32 protein-coding genes and 1 pseudogene are annotated in these 19,241 nt (G+C 41.0%); all 33 read right to left on the bottom strand.

The window, feature by feature from the left end; all coding sequences use genetic code 11:
- Positions 1-552: 552 nt before the first annotated feature.
- A complete protein-coding gene (locus RFH42_RS10960; protein ID WP_308975631.1) occupies positions 553-1,077 on the bottom strand; it encodes a hypothetical protein in 525 nt (174 codons plus the stop codon).
- On the bottom strand, positions 1,077-2,006 hold the full coding sequence (locus RFH42_RS10965) for a phage tail tube protein (protein WP_308975632.1): 930 nt from the start codon (positions 2,004-2,006) through the stop codon (positions 1,077-1,079). Before RFH42_RS10965 ends, RFH42_RS10960 begins: the two co-directional genes overlap by 1 nt.
- 68 nt (positions 2,007-2,074) lie before the next feature.
- Positions 2,075-2,488 carry a phage tail terminator-like protein gene (locus RFH42_RS10970; RefSeq protein ID WP_308975633.1) on the bottom strand — a complete coding sequence of 138 codons (414 nt, stop codon included), beginning with the start codon at positions 2,486-2,488 and terminating at the stop codon, positions 2,075-2,077.
- Entirely contained in the window at positions 2,485-2,922 is a 438-nt protein-coding gene (locus RFH42_RS10975) for a hypothetical protein (RefSeq protein WP_308975634.1), read from the bottom strand. Before RFH42_RS10975 ends, RFH42_RS10970 begins: the two co-directional genes overlap by 4 nt.
- A 49-nt stretch (positions 2,923-2,971) precedes the next feature.
- Positions 2,972-3,619, bottom strand: a complete 648-nt coding sequence (locus RFH42_RS10980) for a hypothetical protein (protein WP_308975635.1) — start codon at positions 3,617-3,619, stop codon at positions 2,972-2,974.
- A 52-nt stretch (positions 3,620-3,671) separates the two neighbouring features.
- Positions 3,672-4,049, bottom strand: a complete 378-nt coding sequence (locus RFH42_RS10985) for a hypothetical protein (protein WP_308975636.1) — start codon at positions 4,047-4,049, stop codon at positions 3,672-3,674.
- Entirely contained in the window at positions 4,036-4,242 is a 207-nt protein-coding gene (locus RFH42_RS10990; protein ID WP_308975637.1) for a hypothetical protein, read from the bottom strand. Before RFH42_RS10990 ends, RFH42_RS10985 begins: the two co-directional genes overlap by 14 nt.
- Positions 4,232-4,615 (bottom strand): hypothetical protein, encoded by a 384-nt coding sequence (locus RFH42_RS10995; protein ID WP_308975638.1) that lies wholly within the window; start codon positions 4,613-4,615, stop codon positions 4,232-4,234. The genes RFH42_RS10990 and RFH42_RS10995 overlap by 11 nt, the downstream gene beginning before the upstream one ends.
- On the bottom strand, positions 4,612-4,986 hold the full coding sequence (locus RFH42_RS11000; RefSeq protein ID WP_308975639.1) for a hypothetical protein: 375 nt from the start codon (positions 4,984-4,986) through the stop codon (positions 4,612-4,614). The genes RFH42_RS10995 and RFH42_RS11000 overlap by 4 nt, the downstream gene beginning before the upstream one ends.
- Before the next feature lie 4 nt (positions 4,987-4,990).
- Positions 4,991-5,512 carry a HeH/LEM domain protein gene (locus RFH42_RS11005; RefSeq protein WP_308975640.1) on the bottom strand — a complete coding sequence of 174 codons (522 nt, stop codon included), beginning with the start codon at positions 5,510-5,512 and terminating at the stop codon, positions 4,991-4,993.
- A 38-nt stretch (positions 5,513-5,550) separates the two neighbouring features.
- Positions 5,551-6,498 carry a major capsid protein gene (locus RFH42_RS11010; RefSeq protein ID WP_308975641.1) on the bottom strand — a complete coding sequence of 316 codons (948 nt, stop codon included), beginning with the start codon at positions 6,496-6,498 and terminating at the stop codon, positions 5,551-5,553.
- A 9-nt stretch (positions 6,499-6,507) separates the two neighbouring features.
- Positions 6,508-7,260: a DUF6651 domain-containing protein gene (locus RFH42_RS11015; RefSeq protein WP_308975642.1), complete on the bottom strand. Its 753-nt coding sequence runs from the start codon at positions 7,258-7,260 to the stop codon at positions 6,508-6,510.
- Between the two features lie 67 nt (positions 7,261-7,327).
- Complete coding sequence (locus RFH42_RS11020; protein WP_308975643.1) at positions 7,328-7,639, bottom strand: Gp49 family protein; 312 nt, start codon at positions 7,637-7,639, stop codon at positions 7,328-7,330.
- Positions 7,640-7,659: 20 nt separating this feature from the next.
- Entirely contained in the window at positions 7,660-8,184 is a 525-nt protein-coding gene (locus RFH42_RS11025) for a DUF2829 domain-containing protein (protein WP_308975644.1), read from the bottom strand.
- Positions 8,185-8,238: 54 nt separating this feature from the next.
- Positions 8,239-8,508 (bottom strand): hypothetical protein, encoded by a 270-nt coding sequence (locus RFH42_RS11030; protein WP_308975645.1) that lies wholly within the window; start codon positions 8,506-8,508, stop codon positions 8,239-8,241.
- Positions 8,505-9,578, bottom strand: coding sequence for a minor capsid protein (locus RFH42_RS11035; RefSeq protein WP_308975646.1), 1,074 nt, complete (start codon positions 9,576-9,578; stop codon positions 8,505-8,507). The genes RFH42_RS11030 and RFH42_RS11035 overlap by 4 nt, the downstream gene beginning before the upstream one ends.
- Entirely contained in the window at positions 9,571-10,986 is a 1,416-nt protein-coding gene (locus RFH42_RS11040) for a DUF4055 domain-containing protein (protein WP_308975647.1), read from the bottom strand. Before RFH42_RS11040 ends, RFH42_RS11035 begins: the two co-directional genes overlap by 8 nt.
- A 3-nt stretch (positions 10,987-10,989) precedes the next feature.
- Complete coding sequence (locus RFH42_RS11045) at positions 10,990-12,492, bottom strand: terminase (RefSeq protein ID WP_308975648.1); 1,503 nt, start codon at positions 12,490-12,492, stop codon at positions 10,990-10,992.
- A gap of 12 nt (positions 12,493-12,504) precedes the next feature.
- Positions 12,505-12,984 carry a DUF2280 domain-containing protein gene (locus tag RFH42_RS11050; RefSeq protein WP_308975649.1) on the bottom strand — a complete coding sequence of 160 codons (480 nt, stop codon included), beginning with the start codon at positions 12,982-12,984 and terminating at the stop codon, positions 12,505-12,507.
- Between the two features lie 58 nt (positions 12,985-13,042).
- Positions 13,043-13,684, bottom strand: coding sequence for a putative metallopeptidase (locus tag RFH42_RS11055; protein ID WP_308975650.1), 642 nt, complete (start codon positions 13,682-13,684; stop codon positions 13,043-13,045).
- A 14-nt stretch (positions 13,685-13,698) separates the two neighbouring features.
- Positions 13,699-13,992, bottom strand: a complete 294-nt coding sequence (locus tag RFH42_RS11060) for a hypothetical protein (RefSeq protein ID WP_308975651.1) — start codon at positions 13,990-13,992, stop codon at positions 13,699-13,701.
- The gene (locus RFH42_RS11065; RefSeq protein WP_308975653.1) at positions 13,973-14,428 is read right to left on the bottom strand and encodes a hypothetical protein; all 456 of its coding nucleotides are present in this window, start codon (positions 14,426-14,428) and stop codon (positions 13,973-13,975) included. Before RFH42_RS11065 ends, RFH42_RS11060 begins: the two co-directional genes overlap by 20 nt.
- 92 nt (positions 14,429-14,520) lie before the next feature.
- The gene (locus RFH42_RS11070; protein WP_308975654.1) at positions 14,521-14,694 is read right to left on the bottom strand and encodes a hypothetical protein; all 174 of its coding nucleotides are present in this window, start codon (positions 14,692-14,694) and stop codon (positions 14,521-14,523) included.
- Positions 14,691-14,828 (bottom strand): hypothetical protein, encoded by a 138-nt coding sequence (locus tag RFH42_RS11075; protein ID WP_308975656.1) that lies wholly within the window; start codon positions 14,826-14,828, stop codon positions 14,691-14,693. Before RFH42_RS11075 ends, RFH42_RS11070 begins: the two co-directional genes overlap by 4 nt.
- 607 nt (positions 14,829-15,435) lie before the next feature.
- On the bottom strand, positions 15,436-15,966 hold the full coding sequence (locus tag RFH42_RS11080) for a hypothetical protein (protein ID WP_308975657.1): 531 nt from the start codon (positions 15,964-15,966) through the stop codon (positions 15,436-15,438).
- Positions 15,967-15,976: 10 nt separating this feature from the next.
- Positions 15,977-16,123 carry a hypothetical protein gene (locus RFH42_RS11085; protein WP_308975658.1) on the bottom strand — a complete coding sequence of 49 codons (147 nt, stop codon included), beginning with the start codon at positions 16,121-16,123 and terminating at the stop codon, positions 15,977-15,979.
- Positions 16,120-16,518 (bottom strand): DUF559 domain-containing protein, encoded by a 399-nt coding sequence (locus tag RFH42_RS11090; RefSeq protein ID WP_308975659.1) that lies wholly within the window; start codon positions 16,516-16,518, stop codon positions 16,120-16,122. The genes RFH42_RS11085 and RFH42_RS11090 overlap by 4 nt, the downstream gene beginning before the upstream one ends.
- 94 nt (positions 16,519-16,612) lie before the next feature.
- A complete protein-coding gene (locus RFH42_RS11095) occupies positions 16,613-16,939 on the bottom strand; it encodes a hypothetical protein (RefSeq protein ID WP_308975661.1) in 327 nt (108 codons plus the stop codon).
- A 130-nt stretch (positions 16,940-17,069) separates the two neighbouring features.
- Positions 17,070-17,471 carry an HNH endonuclease gene (locus RFH42_RS11100; protein WP_308975662.1) on the bottom strand — a complete coding sequence of 134 codons (402 nt, stop codon included), beginning with the start codon at positions 17,469-17,471 and terminating at the stop codon, positions 17,070-17,072.
- Positions 17,468-17,776 (bottom strand): hypothetical protein, encoded by a 309-nt coding sequence (locus tag RFH42_RS11105; RefSeq protein WP_308975663.1) that lies wholly within the window; start codon positions 17,774-17,776, stop codon positions 17,468-17,470. The genes RFH42_RS11100 and RFH42_RS11105 overlap by 4 nt, the downstream gene beginning before the upstream one ends.
- Positions 17,773-18,033 (bottom strand): hypothetical protein, encoded by a 261-nt coding sequence (locus RFH42_RS11110; RefSeq protein ID WP_308975664.1) that lies wholly within the window; start codon positions 18,031-18,033, stop codon positions 17,773-17,775. Before RFH42_RS11110 ends, RFH42_RS11105 begins: the two co-directional genes overlap by 4 nt.
- Complete coding sequence (locus RFH42_RS11115) at positions 18,030-18,773, bottom strand: ATP-binding protein (RefSeq protein WP_308975665.1); 744 nt, start codon at positions 18,771-18,773, stop codon at positions 18,030-18,032. Before RFH42_RS11115 ends, RFH42_RS11110 begins: the two co-directional genes overlap by 4 nt.
- Positions 18,770-19,241, bottom strand: a pseudogene (locus RFH42_RS11120) (replication protein); the annotation flags it as partial. The gene RFH42_RS11115 and the pseudogene RFH42_RS11120, both read right to left, overlap by 4 nt.

A 19,241-nucleotide genomic window follows, 5' to 3' on the forward strand; every position in this document is an offset into this window, starting at 1 on the left:
GCCTAAGGCGCAGATAATAAAAAACCGACCTTGTTTAGGTCGGTTTAGTTAGTTTCATTGCGAATACTTTTCTTGTATTCCAAGTACGTTTTTAATAGGTGTGGTGATTGCCACGCTAAAATACAAAACAGAACAAATCCCATTAAAAACAACAAACGTAATATGGAAATATCAGCCGCCACTTTCAGCACCTCATAAAAAATTGTGGTATATTCATTCATACGAAATTCTTGTTAATCCTTTTCCTTGTGTTTGACATTAAAAAACCCCAATAGCGCCAACTATCGGGGTTTTGCTTTTTCTATGCACCAAGCACCCATTGTAAAAAGCACTTAATACAAGTCGTTTATTTCTTCCGATAAGCCTCTTCTAAAAAAAGATTATCCAAAGTGATAATGCAATCATCAAACATCCAAGACTCACACGGCGATTCATACTGATCTAAATATGTAGTGATAGCAGATAGATCAATAGGCATTGGGATGCCTTGCTCATACCGTCTAGACCGTGAAATCAGGTGATATGCATCAACAACTGCTAATGCTAATCGTGTTATTTTCGGCGCTTTCGCTTTGATACCGAGCGCTGCGAGTTGACGTTTTTGATGTTCGGTTTTAGCGCCATGCGATTGATATCTGTAGCACTCAATGACTTTCCCAATAGTTCTTCTTTAGCTTTATCTGCAAGAGCTTGAATGCGTTCAGCTTGTTCAGTAACAAATACCACAAGAGCGACAGATAAACCTTTTTTAGTTTCAGGATCAACCGCCATAGTACACAACTGTTCAGCCATATCAGTTGAATACTTTACTGGCTTACCATCAGCATCAACAACACCTTCCCAATCCAAAATTAGATCAGCAAAGGCTTTGTTATAGTCAAGTGGTGTAAGCCATGCAGATTCATCTGTAATCTCACGGTATCCATTCATTTCCTGATTAATCTTAGCCCCAAAGATATCCATCTTACGGCTAAATGCAGGTTTACTTGTACCAGCAATCAGGAACTTCGCACCTTCGAACGGGCACCACTCACTCGGTACATCAATCGGTTTTTTTTCTTCAATTTGAATTTTCATTATGGGCCTACTGTAGCTGGAATACGTGTAATTTTTGGAGAAACAAGAATGTGATTAAAATTCACATCAAGCGTGATCGTATCTTCACCCCCACCATCAGGATGATTAGCTTCAGCAACTTCTAATTTAGGAAATTCGAATGCATAAGCATTTCCACGACTGTCTTCAATCGAAAATTCGACAGGCATCGTATCTCGTGATTTCACCAAATCAATATAGTCAGCAGATTGAGCTGAGAACATGTATTGAGTATTCAGGGTGATATCAACGATTTTTTCTAAATATGTTGTTGCTGAGAGTTTTTTAGATCCAATACAGCGAATTGCTTCGAGATTATTATTAATTGAAAGCTCAAGCGATTGCATACAAGCCGTGCCAACAATGCTTTCATCGTTAACCTTCACATCACCTACATTCAAAGCCGATACCAATACCACATCATCGACAGGCTTAGGGTTTACTACAGGATTAACCATAGTACGCTCAAATGTAGTTCCCACCATTCCAAAAGTCGCAGTAATCTTTCCTGTTGTAGCAATTGACATACTGGCCTCGCCAATACGAACACCACGATAAATAAAGACCTGACCAATATCTGAGTAGACCTTGACGAGTGTAAATGTTTTACGTACGTCACCCCCAAACACTAATACATCATTATCCCAATCGTTCATGGCAACAGCTGACCAAAAGTCATCAAATAACCCAATGGCCATTTCAACCTCAAGTGAACCTTGTATTTCTGATTCTGTTGCCACTCCACCTTGACGAAAACGACCATCCGCAACACTGTTTGATGCTTCAGTGCTTACATTTTCTGATAGTCCATCTGTCACGCGGCGAACCGTTTTCCAAATGGGAATAGCTGGTAGTTTTTCTGGTGACTCTTCTGCTGCATAATAAAGCCGAATCTTTGCGCCTGAACTCATAGAGTCCTCCTTATTTTAGGCAATAAAAAACCTCCATAAAGGAGGTGGATTTAATTAGTAATAGATAGTTAATTTACTGTGTAAGGCGTATGTACATTAACTTGATAAAAGTCTGGATTATTCGGTACTTCAATCACACTTGATGCTTGAAGCTCCAAGCCATTAATACGATAAAACTGCATATGCTCTGCAAGCTTTTCAGCAACAATAAGAACTGAATCTGTACCTGTATTACGTGGAGCAAACAACTGAATGAACAACATTCCGAATGTTCGGGTACATGGCTTGTCAGCCAATCCAACAATACGCTTGTCGCCACCGCCAAAACTTACTTGGGCCCATATTTCATTGTGTGGTGCGGTGAAATGCTTACCACCTTCAAGTGGTTGGTTTTGGAATTGGAAGTGTTCTTTTTTAATACCATTGCTTGTGAAAGTTTCTATCAGCTTTCGAATCTCTCGCTTTGCTTCAATGTCTCTCATTTATACTTACTCGCAATATACTGAAAGGCCAATGTATAAACCCCATTAGGGGCTTGTCGTGAAAAACCGCCTTCTGACTTTTTAATATATCCCTTACCTTTCACCCAGCTACCATTTTTAACAGGATCAGGATAACCACCGTATTCGATCACATCGCCATAAGATGTGTTGTTTTGGATATATGCAGTGTCGCCTAACTTGAATGAAGCAATGGTCCCTGCGGCAGCTTGCACTGGATCGCCATTGCCTTGCTTAATTGAGTAATCCTCAGTATTGATCGACACAATGTGTGAGAATCGGTAAGAGCCTTTATCTACTGGTGAGCGCACGGCGACTTGTTGTAATGCATCAGAAATAATGTTCTTACAATGCTGCTCAGCATCTTCGGTAATTGTGTCGATAAAATCTGTTGGATTGATGGACCATTTAGACATTTGGTTATCTCCCCAAACTTATATAAGACCTTTATTTTAGAGAAAATACTTACTGAGAGGTTTTGTCGTTATCCCAAGAATCCATATTCTCTAGATCCAACTCTAATGTTTTAAATATCATGTCAAATTCATCCTCTTGTACTTTTGTCAATGAATTTGAGTTTGATTGTATGCCACCCCTAGACGGAAAATTCTTTTTGTATGACTCTATCTCTGAAAGTAAATCTGCAAGTTTCTTAAACTTAGCAGAAGCTTGTTGAGATTTCTGCGTAAACTCAGAATTACCACAAAGTCTCCTTATCTCTTGGATATTATTGTCAAACTCTTTTCGCATAAGAAAAATACTTTCAGCTTCACTATCATGATCGCTAGAGAATGAGTTTGTTAGTTCAGCTCTAGCATAACTTAGCTTTCGCAGTAATTTAAAATGTATATCATACATCTGTGTTAAAACGCGGTGCTTTACTTGTGCAACAAACTGTTCACGCCAATCACTAAATAGGACAAACGCTGCAATTGGCGCAAGAAAAGCTGCCGCTAGAGTGAGAGTATCCTTTATCAGGTTGTAAGTCAGTGTTGGATTGAAATTCGGACCATCACTATTTAACCATGCAGCAACCACAAAATATAAACACGTTAAACCCACAAACCAAGTAACAGCGATTTTTATCTTTTCACTTAAATTTTTCTTAGCCATAAATCCCCCTAAATTTAGAAGGATATTAATGCATTACGTTAAATATCGCTAATTACTCAGCAACCTTTCGCAGCTGAACTTTCCAAATACTCCCAGTCGGATCAGCACCAATATCAACTACACGAAAAATACCCTTTTCAGTTTTCCATTCATCATGTATTTGCGGTGTTTCAGTAACTTCGTTTTGTAGCACAGTAGCCTTGCAGTCCTCGACTTGGTAATTTTCAGGTTTAACTAAGTCTTTAGCATACGAGCCAAACAACACACCACGACCTGTATAAATTACAGTTTCAGATTCAGGATAAGTTTCCGTTTCAAAATCCATCTCACCTGAATTAATAACCTTTGTACAGGTGAATGGATACACGGCGTCAGTCAGTTTTTTATTAAATGCCTTGGCTAACTTGGATTGAACTTTATTTCGGATCATTGGCGTAACTCACTACAACCTTACCGCGCAACAAACGAGTATAAAATTCACCCTTTCGATTATTTTTACGCAAAGGCAGTGGTGTAAAGCAAAGCAGTCCTTTTTCCTTATTAGCCCAGATAACGTTACGAATAGGTATACCATTCACAGTTACGTTACGTTTTCCCTTTCCATCAATTGCACTATGAAACATTAGACACCTCACTTTCTTCGTACATAGCAAATAAGTCCTGAGCGATTCGCTGAATTGAATATGCTTCGAACTCAGAACTCGGATTGGTTTCACCCATTAAAGTCCTGACACGTTGCCATATATGAACAGCCTCATGCAGCAAAAGACTGTGAATCTGAATAATTGAGCGCTCAACATCACCGATCTGCACAATGGCCAATGTTGAATCATTGTAGAAATTGACCTGTGCATCAGCATCGAGTGACATAAATTTATCAACGTCACCCATATCGGCAAACAGAATATCCATATGGAGTTGGTTGCGGGCTAAGGTGTATTCAACATGCTCAAATGGTGATGTGTGCCAATCAGGAACATAGTTATTGTTTATCATCCCCGATACACTCCAAATGCAAAGCCTCTTGGGGTTAGGTCAAGTGATGCGATATAAGCTTTAGCGATCTGCTCATGCTTAGAAATAGCAACACTACCAGCAGCAAAAGTTTCATCTACTTTCACACCATCGGCATCAACCATCTCACGTGTAGTTTGACGTTCTACACCTGAGTAGATTTCACCAGCCAAAATCCCTTTGATAATTTCACATGCAGAGTCTTTAAGGATTGGATCAACTGGATCGGGAATAAAACCAATTTCATTCTTCATCCAAACATTGGCTTGCTTAACTAGGGTTGCTTTATCACCATCTGGTGCAAAGTCATTCCCCAATATTTCATCTGCATCATTGATAGTGATAAAGCTCATTGGATTATTCCTGTGGTTGTTCTGCCGCTTTAGCTTCTTCAGCGGCCTTAGCGGCAGCCTTTAACTCTGCAGCAGTTGGTTTTTTAGCAGTTGATGCTTTTTCCATTTCTGCAATTTTGGCTTTCAGTTCAGTGTTTTCTGTCTGCACGGCGCTTAACTGACCTTCTGTTTCCGTCAGCTTGGCTTGAAGCTGATCTTTGGCATCTAGTGCCGCATTTAAGCTTTCAATCAAGTTTGTGTTTTTAGTCTGAATCTTTTCGCACTCAGACTTTGCATCATCAATGACTTGTTGCAGCTCTGGTGTGATACCAACCTGTACACCTACAGTGATTTCACCTTTCTGTTTAGAAAGTTCACGTACCTCAACATCAATACCTATATCTTTATAGGCCACTACGATTTCAGGGTAATCACCATAAATCACAACGGATTTAGCTTGCTCATCCGCACGCTCAAAATACTTTGGATTTTGAAACGAAGCATCTTCATTAATGCCTGTGCTTTTCTCTGCATAAATAATTTTCATGTTTATCTCACAAAAAAGGGGGCTTAAAGCCCCAGTTGTTATGGTGTACCAGACAGATCTAATAATGTGCCAGCAGTCATCTTGTTGCTTGTTGCATGCTTCTTCCAGTTCGCATCAGCACCAAGTAAAGCCAAGTTCGGGTTAGCACCTTTAGATGTATCCCAAGAATAGCCAAGCAAATCGAGATTAAATGCACCTTCAGCACGCATACCGATTGCCAAGTTTTCTTCATCGTTAATGTCATATGCACGGAAACCTGGTGCTTGAGATTCTGTGACAGTAAGCGCACCTGCCTGTAGACCAAAGGCATCGTTATCACCAACTAAATCAGTGACTAATACCGGTTTACCCAAAGTACCTGGTAAGCCGCCATAAATTACGATTTCAGATTCACCGTAAACCTGATTCGTTAATGCTTCATCGACAATGTCAAAGTAGGTATCAGAGTTCATCACCCACAGGGAAATACGGCCAAATTTATCACCAAACTTACGCATTCCCTTGGTAAGCGCTTTACGACCATCGGTTGCAATGCTGCCTTTAGCAATCATGTCTGGGTTGCTCATAATGGCAGCCTTAAGCGCAGCCAAACCATATTGCAAGCGACCTGCAACCAATGCATCCGCCAAGTCATAACCAATGATTTCAGAAAATTCTTCTGGTGAACGTGCACGGCGCTTAAACGCTTCTTCAGTTGAAGCATAAGGACCATACTTGAATGGAACTTTTACACCAATGGATTCACCTGCACCGATTTTTTTATTCGTTACTTTTGCTGTCGAGTTCACATCGCGATGCTCGATACTGCCACCAACACGATAGAAAGACTCTTGACTGAAGTCACCCTGAATCACGTTGTTGATGTAACGAATAGCACCATTAGATGCTTGGTTAAAAACATTTAGATTATCCTGCAGGCGTTCCAAGTATGCTGTTTGAGCTAACTGGTTATAGATAATCATGTCGTTATTTACTGTTGTAGTCATGATGACTCCTTATTTTTCAAGTTTTAAATATGATTCTTGGCCATGGGCACGGATGTAATCAGCTTTTGCTTTGGCATCCATCTGACCGCGCTTTAGTCCAGTATTTGGATTACCTTGTCCGCCAAAACCACCACCTGAGCCCTGACCACCTTTTAAGATTTGATCTTTAAATTGATAGCCGTTTACAAGCTGCTCTAGAGCCTCATCAAAGTCCGCTAATTCACCAGGGCGCGAACTAGAGAAAATCTGATTGCCGTTATTGTCATAGGCAACGACCTTACCACCTTCGACTTTGAAGTTACGACCAAACTGGGCTTGGATCATGTCAGCAGGTACTGAGATTTTGTCTTTGATCATTTGCGATCGTGCGAAGCCACCACCAATCAATTCGCTATGAAGCTGACTTTGAAGTTCATCACGCTCTTTAATAATTGGCGCGTACTTTTCTTCAACTGCTTTAATGGCTTCAGATTTAACTCTGTCGACTTCACCAGCATCAACAAGCGATTTTTCATCAAGGTTTTTCACTGTGGCCAATGCTGTTTTAGCTGCGGCTGGATCGTCAATCCCATCAAAAGCAGCCAGTGCAATTTCGGCTTTATCTTTATCTTGGCGCGTAGTTTTCAATTCGCCAGTTAAACGGTTGATTATTGCTGTTGTACCCACAACATCAAATGCAACCTCAGTACCATCGTCTTTGATATAGACTGGCTTACCGTCTTGTACTACTGCATTGCCGTTATCATCTAATTTAAGTTTCATGTGTCTTTAACCTTTTAATTTAGACATTAAAAAAGCACCCGAAGGTGCTGTGGTTTGTTTGGTTGTTTTAGCTATTCGCAAATAGGCGGTAGCCTTCGAGTTCCCATAGTTTATTTTCCGCATGCTTTTCAGCATTACTACGCGCCAAGCGTTCACCAATATCTGCATCGAAATTTTCAGCATTTACACAAGCACTAAAGCCGGTTGCTAGAAAAAATTTACCATCAAGGAAAGCGTGAACAAATGTTGAAGTTGTTCCACCCGGTCGTTGTTCAACGGTATAAGTGACACGCTCCTTTAGGGCTTCAATATCAGCCTTGGTCACGCGTGGTGCTACTGCTTTTTCTGCTAACTCTTGTTCTGTTACTGCTTTACTCATTTTTCACCTGTATTTTTGTATTAAAGAATTACCCAGTCTTCAGCCAAAACATCAGTTTGACTGGCAAGCCAAGGGACCAGTTTATTGTCCGCAGTCTTCATATAGATGGCATCTAAAATAGGCATCTGCTTTTCTGAATTACCATCCATCCCTGTACCAAAAACACGTGAATTAACATGGTAATCAGCATCACTTCCTTTGACTAAAGCCAAAAACATACCTTTACCATTCCAGCCACTACGTGCAACTTTTTGACCTTGTTTGAGAGCAACTACCGCATCACCAAAAGTTAGTAGCCCATTCTGACGATAAGCATTATCAAAAACTTCTTTCGGCGACATAGTGATATAGCCTTTATGACGCTCATCATTTGGCTTACCACCATCGGTATACTCAACAAGATATACTGGCTCATTTGGATCTTCATTTTCAGGCACCTGCCAACCACGATATTCACAATATTCAGCACGACTCATTGGGGTAGCCAATACCGATTTAGTGCCAATAAACGCAACCATTGATACGGCTAATAACTTCTTACTCATTTTCTTTACTCTCAAAAAAAGAGCCTATTGGCTCCGTGGTTAATTAATACCGCTTTAAACTTTGGTTTTTAAGTGTTCACCAGTACAAGTCTGAAATGCAATGAACCACATCTTCAACCAGTGATTTGCGGTATCACGCATTAAAATTGCATCAGCCCGTCCATTATCGAATTTAGGCTTAAGCTCATACTCCATAGAAAAGAGATTGAGCTTAAGAACTTTGTGATGGTCTTTTAAATTGGTTTTTTCGAGTTTTTCTAAAATCTCACGCTCAAATAACCATACAGTGCGTTTTAGTCCTGTTTTCTTTGGTTCTTTTTTCACAGCCCCAGCTCCTTAAATGTGTCTTCATCCATCTTCCTAAGCTCAGCAATGGTAAAAGGCTTACCACTTAACGGATCAATAAATTTGTCTAATGGATACCGGCCCGACTTGTAAAGTTCATAACGAGTCTTACCGAGCCAATTACGCTGAAAGGTTTCATCCTGAGTAGTAAACCATTGCTTATACGTCGTATTGGCATCAACTTGACCAATATCCCAGTCTTTGCCTTTTTCCTTATCAACAACATAAGGACGCACACCATCAATATCACCATCTGCATTGCAAGCAACTTGAATGGTTCGGCAGCGGCGGTGGTAAGGTGGTCTTTCGTGATTCTCATCAATCTTCTGCACACGGCCATCACGCACGGCGCACTCCTTAGACGTGCGACTATCTAACGTCGCTACATCTTTGGTGTATTTAGCACCGAGATCCTTCCACGTGTTGAGATAAGTTTCATTGCTGATATGCGCTCTCGCCGTGCGAACTTCTGCATCAATCGCATTACGAGACTGCTCTAACAAGCCATCTTTATATTCAAGCTTCTTAGTGCCCTTAATCCGTTGAATAATTTCCTGATTAGTTTGCCCTGACGATATACCATCACGAATGATGTATTCAGCCTTTTTACGCAATGATTCAGCCACATCAGGAAAAATAAGATCAATAAGTTGACCACCTGCAAAGGGCTGTTTACTGATTTTCTTAAGTAGCTTGTCACCATCAACCTTAGGCGTTTTCTTACTGGCCATTCGATAAATATAGCCAGCCTCATGAACCGCTAAGGTAACAGCAGAAACGGCAAATACATCAGGCAATGTCACGGCGATAGACTGTTGCCATTCTTTGAACAGGTCCCGAATCTCTCTCAGTGCTGGTGTTGTATAAGCAGCCGAAGTAAGCGCTTTTAATTCAGCATCGCTTAGCTCATCGAGCAGATCACGTAACTTTGAAAGATACTGATTAGAAATACCATTAAAGCTTTGAATAATCTCCTTGATAGCTGAACTGGACAAACGCTGTAAAAAGCTATTGTGCTGCGTTAAAGCATCTAAGATTGGATCATTCATCAAACCCACCTGCTTTCTCTTGATCTAGCTTGATTCGCATTTCTTCAAATGAAAGCTCACTAAAAGTACCTGTCTGCTCATACTTGTACCAAACCGACCAAGGTAAATGCTCATAGATAGCAGCATCATATAAACGCTTAGCACGTTCTTCACTGAACTTAGGCTTATTGAAGTCTTGAGAGATTAAGTAATTCAACTCATTAGGACCAAGCTCATGATTAGGTAAGGCAAACTTTGCACACCAACGTAAAGCCATAGTGAGTGCTTCACTGATATTGGATACTGCAAGCGATACAACAGAGTGTTGAATAGAGTCTTCATTGTCTGCTTGAGTGGCTGTCTTATTGGCAGATCCGACCTCAATCAAACGTGCACCGAGTTCTTTCATTGCAGTCATCTTTTCATTCATGAGCTGCTTGGCCAGATTGTTTTCTTCTGCCTGAACAATCTCAACTTTTGTCGGAAATCCAGAACGCGTACCAATCGCCAAGCCATCGCGCTTGATTATTTCGTACTGATCCTTTTTTACATCAGGCAATGACACAGTAGGCTGACCAATAATAAAGCCCGACTCTTCAACATCAGCTGAGTTTCGATAATGGGCTAGGTTGAGGTCAGCCAGATCAAGTAATGGCGCATTATTGATTTCGTCCGTATTGTCTACAGCACCGCAGAACGTGAAAGGAATATATTCCCAAGTTGCACCACTATAGTCGGTTGGGATGATCTTTTCTTGTGCTACCCAGTTTTTATCCTTGTCGAGAATATAAACCTGAACGGTATAAACAAAGCCCTGCTCTGATTGCTCTAAACGCAGCACTCGATACTGGTCTTGTGTCTTACTGCTAAAACCATCAGGTTCACGCTCTGACACGGACTCACGGATTTTAACAAAGCTTAATTTGCGCTGATTGCCAACGACAATATGATCCCAGTCCTCAACCACAGTCGCCTCTAAAATATGAATCATTGGATAAGCGCCTTTGATCTTATCCTCAGCTCTATTTTTACTTGCGGCTACTGTTGGGTAGTCCACATATACACCACAGCGGTATTGCTTCAGGATTGACCGCAGCATGCGCTGTGAGCATTGAAAGATTGAACGTCCTGCACCATCGGCATTTCGTTCTAAATACTCCAATTCATCAGGTCGAGTGAAGTCAGGCAGTTTATTGAACGCCGTGCCAACATAACTACCCAATGTGCGACCTGTAACGCCATAAAACACGGCGCGACCTAGATAATCATTGTATCGCTCAGCATCGCCACTACCGAATGTTTCAGGTACAGGCAAATAAGTTTTACCTGCATCCTTAATCGTCTTTTGACCTTTGCAAACATCATCGACTTTCTTCCAAAGAGCAATGTTTGCATCATAATCAGCATGTTTCGTTGTAATTCCTGCCATACATTACCTTCGTCTAAAAATAGGAATATCCTTAATTGAAGTGACTTGCTCAATCTTACCAATCATAGCCACAGCAAAATATCTAAAACCATCTGCAGCATGCGATGTGTGATCATGTAAAGGTCTATCTTTCCAGCAACCTTTTTTGTCATCCCACTCTTTGCGGTAATTCTCTAAACAAGATATGCCCTCAGAACACTTATCTTCATCAAACTCACAGTACTTAAGGATTTCACGCGCTTGCTCAATACCATCCATAACACCAATATTGGGTACTACTTCAAACTTGACTGAGTAGACCTCGCCATCGATCTCGTAACCTTCTTCCGCAATATCTAGTCGCGACTTAGCATCACCTGTAAGTGATCGGTTCTGAATATCGTGAGGTGCATAGTGTTCCGAGTAGGTGTAACCCTTGTTCTTCAGGACGCCAAAATAATGTCTAAGACCTTCACCTGAGTTCTCATAGTAATCGATTATCTGGTACTGCGTATCTGAAAGCTTTCGTACAAACCAAATCGTCATAGAATCCGAGACACCAAGGTCCCAGAAGGTCATTACTGGCAAATGGTCATTAGCTGGCAATACACCAATACGACCACTTGCATAGATCTCTTTAAATTGCTTTTTGTAGTAAGCACCTTCTACGGATTGAGCAAATGCCTCAGAAGGAATCGATGGATACTCTCGCTTAATATCCTCACCTAGCGTTTTTTCTTTCTGCCAGTACCATGTCTGCTGCTCAGGTGTGGTTTTAATGCCATACTTAACCAATAGATCACTGAAATAATCTTTGAGTCGCTGTGGTATTTCACCAATATGCGGCAATGCATACTCAAGATTCTTCCACCACGAAAAGAAAAAGAACTTCCAGTCTAATGCTCCAAGTGGTTTACCTTGTAGTAATAGCTTTTCAGCCTCTTGGCAATACTGGTAAAAGTATCCTGCTTTGCCTTCCGCCGTGGATTCAAGTGTAATCTTCCCATCTAGTCCAACAGCTTCAAATGCCCCCGTCACAATCTCTCTAGCTTTATCAGGGAACTTAGCACAAATCTTACCGAACTCTGAAATATGCAAACGCTTTAAAGTACCACCACGAAATGATGTACTGACCGTGACTGATCCACCCTTTTTAAATACCAGCTCTTCCTTGGTTTCAATCACCAGAGGATTAGCGGCTCTTAATGGGTGTGGAAGCTTCTCATAAGCGTACTTCACCTTTTCTCGGAACAGGCGTTTAGCATCATGTAGAGTGTGGGCAATCAATGCACACTTATTTGCCATGAACAGCGCAGCATCTAATTGAATGATGCACATCTCAGTGGTGAAACCAAGCTGACGAGCTTTTAGAATGATGTTTCTAGACCACTCATTTTCGAAATATTCAAGCTGCTCCATGGTCATCTTGAATTTTACTTTTTTGCCGCTTTTATCCGTAATGTAGTAAAGATTATTCAGCCTCCAGTGCTGATCAATAAGTTTTGCTCTATGCTCAGGTTTAAGCATACGCCCTCCTTATTAACCCTCCTCGCTTAATTCATCCATCAAGTCAGATAAAGACTTAATTTCTGAAGCACCATCACCATCGCCCGTCTTAATTCGTTCAATCTCAAGTTTTTTCAGTTCAATTCCAAGCAACTGAAGCTCATACCCTTGCATCTCATCCTTAAACTGCCTGATCAACTTGGTTCTAAGCACCCTATTTACCTTGGGGTCGTTATATATCTTCTGTAACTCAGTAAGACGTACAGCTTTATTGGCTAAAGGGATGTCAAAAACATTGGTCCTAAAATCATTTCTTGTTTTATGAAATAGGTCTTTGAGTTTTTTACTCATACTCCTACATGTTGCTTTAGTTGGGTCGTATGCTGCGACCTGCTGACGCTCAATTTCAATGCCAAACTCTAGTCTTACAGACTCCACTACTTGTTGAGGGGTTTCAAAGCAAGCAAGAGACTGAACTATAAAGATTTTTACAGGCTCTTTAAGTGTTGCCATAAATGCCCCTTTGTAAGACTACGTAAGACTAAATAGGCAAAAAAAAGAGCCTTTCGGCTCAATTGATTACACAGTTTCCGCAGCACTTTGCTACATCCAAATCAGGTACAAACGGAGGATTCTGCGCGACTTCGACAAGTCGTTTAACACTTTCACTTGCTCCCCATCGTTTGACCACACCAATAAATTCTTCAACATCATGGCCTGCTAAATAATGTTTAGGTAGACCAGTATGATCGCTATAAATAGGTTCACCATCTTCGTCACGTTCTACACCGATGTGATAAAGCTCATGCTCAATCAAAGCACAGAAATCACGGTCAGTCGCTTGTTCACAGAATGATGCATCAATGGTAATTAAATAGACTGGCACAAAACCGAACCAATCTCGCATCTGTTGCTCTTGTCGAGCTTTCTTCCATCCACCCTGATTAAACATTACCTTTTCACATTGACCTAATACCATACGCTTTTTAGCTATCATCGCAGAAGATGCCCAAGCAAAGGCTAAAACCGTTTCATCGTCATGTAGTAGTTCAGCAATGTGGTCATGGTCTGGATTATGTAGAGCACCGCCAAGCGTTAAGAAGTTATTAACCACCCATTCCTTTAGATCCACGGCGGGCACTAGGCGAATAGATTCTTCTTCCTCTGCCTGATCGATAAAATCAGTTGGTGGAAATGGTCTGACTTGGTCCATTTTTAATCTGCTCTTTAAACACGAAAAAATGATTCTAGGTAAGATGGTATGTACATAAATTTAATGGCCTCTTTAATAAGGCGTGCATTAGGTTTTAGGCTATATACATCACAGTCCAAATCTTGGATCTCCATCATTTCTAATAGTACTTCCAATGCTGAGCTCTCAAACGGTTCGTAGCACCCCTCAATCACTACATAAGGGATACCAGAATTATCATTAATAAAATTGTCTTGAGAAAACTCAAAACCATGAACCAAAACCACTACCGCCTGTCTGCACAGTTTCTTATATATTCTTTGTTTCATTAAAACTATGCCTCTTTAAATCTTTTAACCACTGAACAGCAAAACAAGCCTGAACCTGTAAAGGCCCATCTTCTTTGATTTTGTATGATCTAGCGGACTCTAAACGTACAACGCTATAACCCATCTCAGCAGCAACATCGTAGCGATCCATACTCCAAGCCTTAGTAGCAAGCTTTCCACCTCTACCGCCTGACCATGGCCCACCCGCAATCTCAATTAAAATTCTGTGCTCAACAAGGTGAAAATCAAAACGCCAATGCTTAGTCGATTTAAATTGGAATTTCTTTTCGTATTTGATTTCTAGAATTTGCAGAGCATTCTCTATTTCTTCTTCAGCTTCTAAGTAACGCTCAGTAGCCTTAGGCAGTGGTCTAGTTCTTGGTTTTGTTTTTATGGGCTTCTTATTAGTTAAGGCTTTGTATTTTTGAATGTCCATGATTATCCACGGCGTTTTAATTATGGCGAATTCGACAGAATTAGAATTTTAAAGGTATCGAATTCGATAGGTTTAAAATGGTGTATTTACACCTAATTAGAACCTAACACTACTCGAAGATTTTTAGACCATTCTTTTAATTGTCTAATTTTCCCATCAACAAGCATCATTTCATCACGTGACATCAAGCCGCGTGATAAGTTTTGCCACTTTGCAATCTCAGCCTCATATCTTGCGATATTCTTTTTAGCCTCTATTTGATTCATGACTTTTTCTCAGCAATATAAACCTGACCACCAAAGACTATTGGCTTCTTCTGGGTGATGTCTTTTTGGAAAAATCGAAAGCACATCGCATAACCAACGAAAAATGAAATAAGCCCAACAAGAATGTACGACATGACTTTCCTCCACGCAAAAAGAAACCCGCACAAGGCGGGCTGTATTAAATTACTTATGTTTTAAACATGGTTTTAAATATATGGCGCGCCTAACAGTGCTATAGGCGCTTAAAACAGCCCAGTTATCCAAAAATGAATAACTGGGCTAGGTAGCACTCTTTCCAGTTAAGGCTATTGAGTGTGTTAAGGGGTCGCCAATCCACACGGTAAATACCCACCTCTTTAGGTGATCAAACCAAGGGTAGTGTTTTATGCTTACATCAAACTCCGCACCCTTTCTATCACTTTATTGATCAAATAAAGCGCTTATCAATTTTGGTTTGAAAGCCTGATAAGTAGCTCTCGTTTTTTTGCTTGTGTTCGACCACATGCAAGCGAATGTGTGATTAAGGATAATGAAACCCTGTCTAACCCTTTACGCCCCTATGGTGTGCTGGGTAATAAGCCCAATGCCAAGGGTTGAGGCAATAAAAAATCCTAAACTCAATTTGAGGATGGGTTTTTTCTTTAGGCGTAAAAAAACCCCACTTTCGCGAGGTTTTATTGCGTTAAATATAAAAACGCCCAATATAGCAAAACTATATACTAAATCCGCCTAAATCGTCAATTAGCATCGATCTAGTTCTTTTTTATAATTTTCTATATGTTTTATCGCAGCAATTTGTGCCTCTAGCAACATGAGATTAACCGCGTCACCGTAATGTTTCCAATTTTTGGTATATGTATCTAGCTTAATATCAATCCCACTAAACCACAGACGGCCAGCACCAGTGAATTTATCATTAAGATGATTGTGTAAGAAGAAATACAATTCCATGCGTGCAATTTTCTTACAGATTTCTGCTAAGTCTGGTTTACGCTTTTTCTCTTGTTCTGCCACGGCGTATATCGACTTAAATAAGAAACTTTCAATAGACTTGTACTGAGCCGTACCATCCCTGTAATCACCATAAGCAAGCAGGTAGGCCAAGTCTTTCTGTAGATCATCATCCATTTTCGCTATTACCCCAAGCTTGTCATCCCAATTTGGCGGTCGTTCACCAGTAGCACGAACACTGATCTCATATTGTGCTGTTTTAGCCCGAAGTTGCTGGCCCAACCATTCAAAACTTGTCATAGGCTCTACCATCGCATTCATTCTGATCACCTTAAAATTTACGCCCTGTTCTTCGCTCAAAATCTTTCATGGCCTTATTATTGGCTCGAACCACAACAACAAAAACAACTCCCGCAAACAAAACCCCGAAGATTAAAACCGTTGCAGCTACCCATGCTAAAAACTCATAACCGCTCATACCTTCACCATCCCCTTAATCTGCTCTATCGCCCTACCACTCTTCACATCCGCCGTGCTAAACCTCAACACCGTATAACCCAGTATTGCTGCCGCGTTATACTTTTTCATATCTGCTTGATATCCGCTGCCTCTTGTATGCCTTCCATTACTCCAAATACCGCCCTCAACCTCGATCAACAGCTTTGTTCCAGTTAAATAAAAATCAGCCTTCCATTTTCTTGTCTCATGAAACTTAAACTCTGTCTCAAACCCAATCCCATGAACTTTTAGATGCTGAGCTAGTGTTGCTTCACCTTCACTCACTACCTTTTGGGTTTTGACCACAGGACGCTTACGTCTTACGGTCTTTTTCTTAACAAGCTGTTTGTACTCAGCTATCGACATACTGGTCATAAATAACCTAGCGCGTGATGCACACTCTGCTGTGATGATGCAAACACGGCGATAACGATGAGTAGGATAAGTAAGATCAAGAATTGGTTAGGAGTCATGGGTTCCACCCAACAGCAACGATGCACTCACGAGCTATCGATGGGCGCATGTAGGTATGCTTATCCTCAAGTAGCTTACATATCAATTCGCTTAATTTTTTGATTTCCAAATCTCTGTCTGTGATGGATTTATATTGGTTGTTATTAAAGTGAGTAAGCTCATTCATGTCTGCCTGCCGTGATTTCCACACATCAAACATCTTGTTGTATTCACTGCACTTAGAGTCTGCTAAACCAACATGGCAGTCATAACGACCAAGCTGATCATTCCATTCAATCCAATGCGCAGGGATTGGAAACTTTTCCTCAAACTGTTCTCTCATTGACTACACTCCCAGCACTTACCACCCATAAACAAAAACTGCTGACTATTGGCACCACAATGTGCTGCATGTAACGATCGTAAATACTTAAGCCTGATTACGAAGTACTTGGCTTCAAAGGTGGTCTTATTCACTGACAAGCCTCCCTAAATCGCTCAAAGAAGAAAACAACAGGATCAGGCTTAATCTCAATCAAGCCAAAACGATGTAAATGTCGTGCATGTGTACTATCACGAAGCAACTGAACATCACGGTAATGCGTAAGCACCTTTCGCCAGCTTTCCAATGACATAGAAGACTTATTGGTATTACACGGCACACATGCAGGGTTAAGATTTTCCAGTGTGTCGTTATGTGGTCGTAGCATTTCATTGGTTGTACGTAACACACCATTACCCACATACTCGATCTCACGCTTAACAGCTTCGATATGATCTGCATGCCACTTATCACCAAGCAACTCACCACAATAAGCACAATGACCATCAAACTTTTGCTTGAGTTCAGCACGTTGGATTTTGCTCAATTTCACTGACAACCCTCCACATCTGCGATGGCTTGTTCTAAGGCTGTAATTTCAGGCGTGATCCACCTAAAAATACATAAGCTATTTAATTTCTTTTTAGCCCCATCCAACCCACCAAGCTTTTGAACAATCTCATGCGACTCAACAAGGCGTTTGAGTTCAACCCATGTAAAACCGTCAGAACTTCTAGACCATATGTTGTTTATCAATGTGAATTTCATGTCATCAGATACGCCAAGTCGCACTAATCGACGCAATAAGTCTTCAACTTTCACCCAACCAACTTTCTTAACAAACTCATTTGCTTTCATAGATCCACCACTATTGCTGTAGGTGGCACATCCACCATGTCTAATTCTTCTAATTCCATCGTATTCGAGAGAATTAAACGACGAATAGCTTCGATTTCCTCTAATGTTGCATGACGAGCATTGGTCTTGAGAACAGCAACTCGGCTATGTTTCCCTAAAATCAACAAATCACCTTGGATCTCCACAACCTCTAACGGGCCTTGATCGTATTTGCTCTTTACAACAAAATCCCCAACCTTGAACTCATTCGCTTTCATGCCCCACCTCCTACACGCTGATCAGCCCAATTACACTCAACCACCGTCAACCCATCATGTTGAAAGCGAGACCAGAGACGGTCGCCTAAATTCTCTTTAAGATCATCTAGCCCAAAGTTCGAAATAAGCATCGTTGGCTTGTTCTCGTCATAACGTGCATATAGAACCTTGTGTACCAACTGCAATCGGCTTTCGTGCTGGTCATGCAAGCCATACTCGTCAAGAATCAGTAAGTCGGTATCTGTGAATCGGTAAATCGCATTGGCTTCGCTGTCATCTGCCTTTTTCCAAGCATTGGCTATCTCATTGGCCATATCTTCAGAAGTGATGTAGCGGACGTACTTGCGTTGATCTAACAGGTTTCTAGCCACGGCGCAGGCTAAGTGGGTTTTTCCAGTACCAGGGCGACCAATCATGATCAGATTACGATTCATCCCTGCCAAAAAATCTTTAGTGAACTTGGCACAATTCTGTTTAGCCATCAGCTGTCCGTTGTTCTCAGTGGTGTAATTACTAAAACCACAGTTTTCATGGCGACTAGGTAGTTGAGCACCTTTGAAATGATTTTCACGAACCTTGATGTTTACAGCATGTTTGTGTTCTTCGTTACCATGCTCTAAAGCTTCAAGACTGCATTGTTTGCAGAACGTGCGACCATGAAAAGAAATCTTGTTTTGCATGTGTGTTGAGCAGTATTCATTCGACTGCTGTAAATCAAAACGTAGAGCCATTGCGTTCATATCAAGCCCTCTAAATCAATTTCGCCAACTGGTGGCCCATAATTCTGAACCTCTCCCCATGCTGCGTTGACGTTGCGGTTTACAGGCTGAGAGTTTTTGTTATCAGAACGATTTTGTTTTTTAGCTACAGGTTTACGCTTCACCCACTTCACGAAATTCGAATACATCTGAGTGTCAGTGATCGATCCTGTTTTCAAACGTGGTGAGTAATGCGAGTTCACTTCAAGTAATACTTGATCAACTTGGTCTTGAGTCATAGCTTGTTCACCTGAACGCTGTAACCAAGAATTAAGCGAATGCAAATCAGGTACCCAGAGATTTAAGACTTCATCAACACAATTTTGAGCTGCGGTCTCTTGTGTATTTATATCTGTAGTAATCTCTGTAGTATTCTCTGTATTTGTCCCCCTTTTGAAATGGGGAGGGTCTACCTTTTGAAATGGGGAGCCTCCCTCTTTTGAAACAGGG

It is taken from the genome of Acinetobacter rudis (assembly GCF_031157835.1).
GTDB lineage: Bacteria > Pseudomonadota > Gammaproteobacteria > Pseudomonadales > Moraxellaceae > Acinetobacter > Acinetobacter rudis_A.

Excerpts from the sequence above, each read along its gene's own strand:
- RFH42_RS11095 (WP_308975661.1), bottom strand. The coding sequence starts at position 16,939 with ATGAGAGAACAGTTTGAGGAAAAGTTTCCAATCCCTGCGCATTGGATT.
- RFH42_RS11070 (WP_308975654.1), bottom strand. The coding sequence starts at position 14,694 with ATGAATCAAATAGAGGCTAAAAAGAATATCGCAAGATATGAGGCTGAG.
- RFH42_RS10980 (WP_308975635.1), bottom strand. The coding sequence starts at position 3,619 with ATGGCTAAGAAAAATTTAAGTGAAAAGATAAAAATCGCTGTTACTTGG.
- RFH42_RS10970 (WP_308975633.1), bottom strand. The coding sequence starts at position 2,488 with ATGAGAGACATTGAAGCAAAGCGAGAGATTCGAAAGCTGATAGAAACT.
- RFH42_RS10995 (WP_308975638.1), bottom strand. The coding sequence starts at position 4,615 with ATGATAAACAATAACTATGTTCCTGATTGGCACACATCACCATTTGAG.
- RFH42_RS10965 (WP_308975632.1), bottom strand. The coding sequence starts at position 2,006 with ATGAGTTCAGGCGCAAAGATTCGGCTTTATTATGCAGCAGAAGAGTCA.
- RFH42_RS11110 (WP_308975664.1), bottom strand. The coding sequence starts at position 18,033 with ATGAAAGCGAATGAGTTCAAGGTTGGGGATTTTGTTGTAAAGAGCAAA.
- RFH42_RS11000 (WP_308975639.1), bottom strand. The coding sequence starts at position 4,986 with ATGAGCTTTATCACTATCAATGATGCAGATGAAATATTGGGGAATGAC.
- RFH42_RS11045 (WP_308975648.1), bottom strand. The coding sequence starts at position 12,492 with ATGCTTAAACCTGAGCATAGAGCAAAACTTATTGATCAGCACTGGAGG.
- RFH42_RS11060 (WP_308975651.1), bottom strand. The coding sequence starts at position 13,992 with ATGAAACAAAGAATATATAAGAAACTGTGCAGACAGGCGGTAGTGGTT.
- RFH42_RS10990 (WP_308975637.1), bottom strand. The coding sequence starts at position 4,242 with ATGTTTCATAGTGCAATTGATGGAAAGGGAAAACGTAACGTAACTGTG.
- RFH42_RS11005 (WP_308975640.1), bottom strand. The coding sequence starts at position 5,512 with ATGAAAATTATTTATGCAGAGAAAAGCACAGGCATTAATGAAGATGCT.
- RFH42_RS11015 (WP_308975642.1), bottom strand. The coding sequence starts at position 7,260 with ATGAAACTTAAATTAGATGATAACGGCAATGCAGTAGTACAAGACGGT.
- RFH42_RS11055 (WP_308975650.1), bottom strand. The coding sequence starts at position 13,684 with ATGGACCAAGTCAGACCATTTCCACCAACTGATTTTATCGATCAGGCA.
- RFH42_RS11050 (WP_308975649.1), bottom strand. The coding sequence starts at position 12,984 with ATGGCAACACTTAAAGAGCCTGTAAAAATCTTTATAGTTCAGTCTCTT.
- RFH42_RS11085 (WP_308975658.1), bottom strand. The coding sequence starts at position 16,123 with ATGAGCGGTTATGAGTTTTTAGCATGGGTAGCTGCAACGGTTTTAATC.
- RFH42_RS11075 (WP_308975656.1), bottom strand. The coding sequence starts at position 14,828 with ATGTCGTACATTCTTGTTGGGCTTATTTCATTTTTCGTTGGTTATGCG.
- RFH42_RS11115 (WP_308975665.1), bottom strand. The coding sequence starts at position 18,773 with ATGAACGCAATGGCTCTACGTTTTGATTTACAGCAGTCGAATGAATAC.
- RFH42_RS11105 (WP_308975663.1), bottom strand. The coding sequence starts at position 17,776 with ATGAAAGCAAATGAGTTTGTTAAGAAAGTTGGTTGGGTGAAAGTTGAA.
- RFH42_RS11065 (WP_308975653.1), bottom strand. The coding sequence starts at position 14,428 with ATGGACATTCAAAAATACAAAGCCTTAACTAATAAGAAGCCCATAAAA.
- RFH42_RS11090 (WP_308975659.1), bottom strand. The coding sequence starts at position 16,518 with ATGACCAGTATGTCGATAGCTGAGTACAAACAGCTTGTTAAGAAAAAG.
- RFH42_RS10960 (WP_308975631.1), bottom strand. The coding sequence starts at position 1,077 with ATGAAAATTCAAATTGAAGAAAAAAAACCGATTGATGTACCGAGTGAG.
- RFH42_RS11080 (WP_308975657.1), bottom strand. The coding sequence starts at position 15,966 with ATGAATGCGATGGTAGAGCCTATGACAAGTTTTGAATGGTTGGGCCAG.
- RFH42_RS11020 (WP_308975643.1), bottom strand. The coding sequence starts at position 7,639 with ATGAGTAAAGCAGTAACAGAACAAGAGTTAGCAGAAAAAGCAGTAGCA.
- RFH42_RS11010 (WP_308975641.1), bottom strand. The coding sequence starts at position 6,498 with ATGACTACAACAGTAAATAACGACATGATTATCTATAACCAGTTAGCT.
- RFH42_RS10985 (WP_308975636.1), bottom strand. The coding sequence starts at position 4,049 with ATGATCCGAAATAAAGTTCAATCCAAGTTAGCCAAGGCATTTAATAAA.
- RFH42_RS11025 (WP_308975644.1), bottom strand. The coding sequence starts at position 8,184 with ATGAGTAAGAAGTTATTAGCCGTATCAATGGTTGCGTTTATTGGCACT.
- RFH42_RS10975 (WP_308975634.1), bottom strand. The coding sequence starts at position 2,922 with ATGTCTAAATGGTCCATCAATCCAACAGATTTTATCGACACAATTACC.
- RFH42_RS11035 (WP_308975646.1), bottom strand. The coding sequence starts at position 9,578 with ATGAATGATCCAATCTTAGATGCTTTAACGCAGCACAATAGCTTTTTA.
- RFH42_RS11040 (WP_308975647.1), bottom strand. The coding sequence starts at position 10,986 with ATGGCAGGAATTACAACGAAACATGCTGATTATGATGCAAACATTGCT.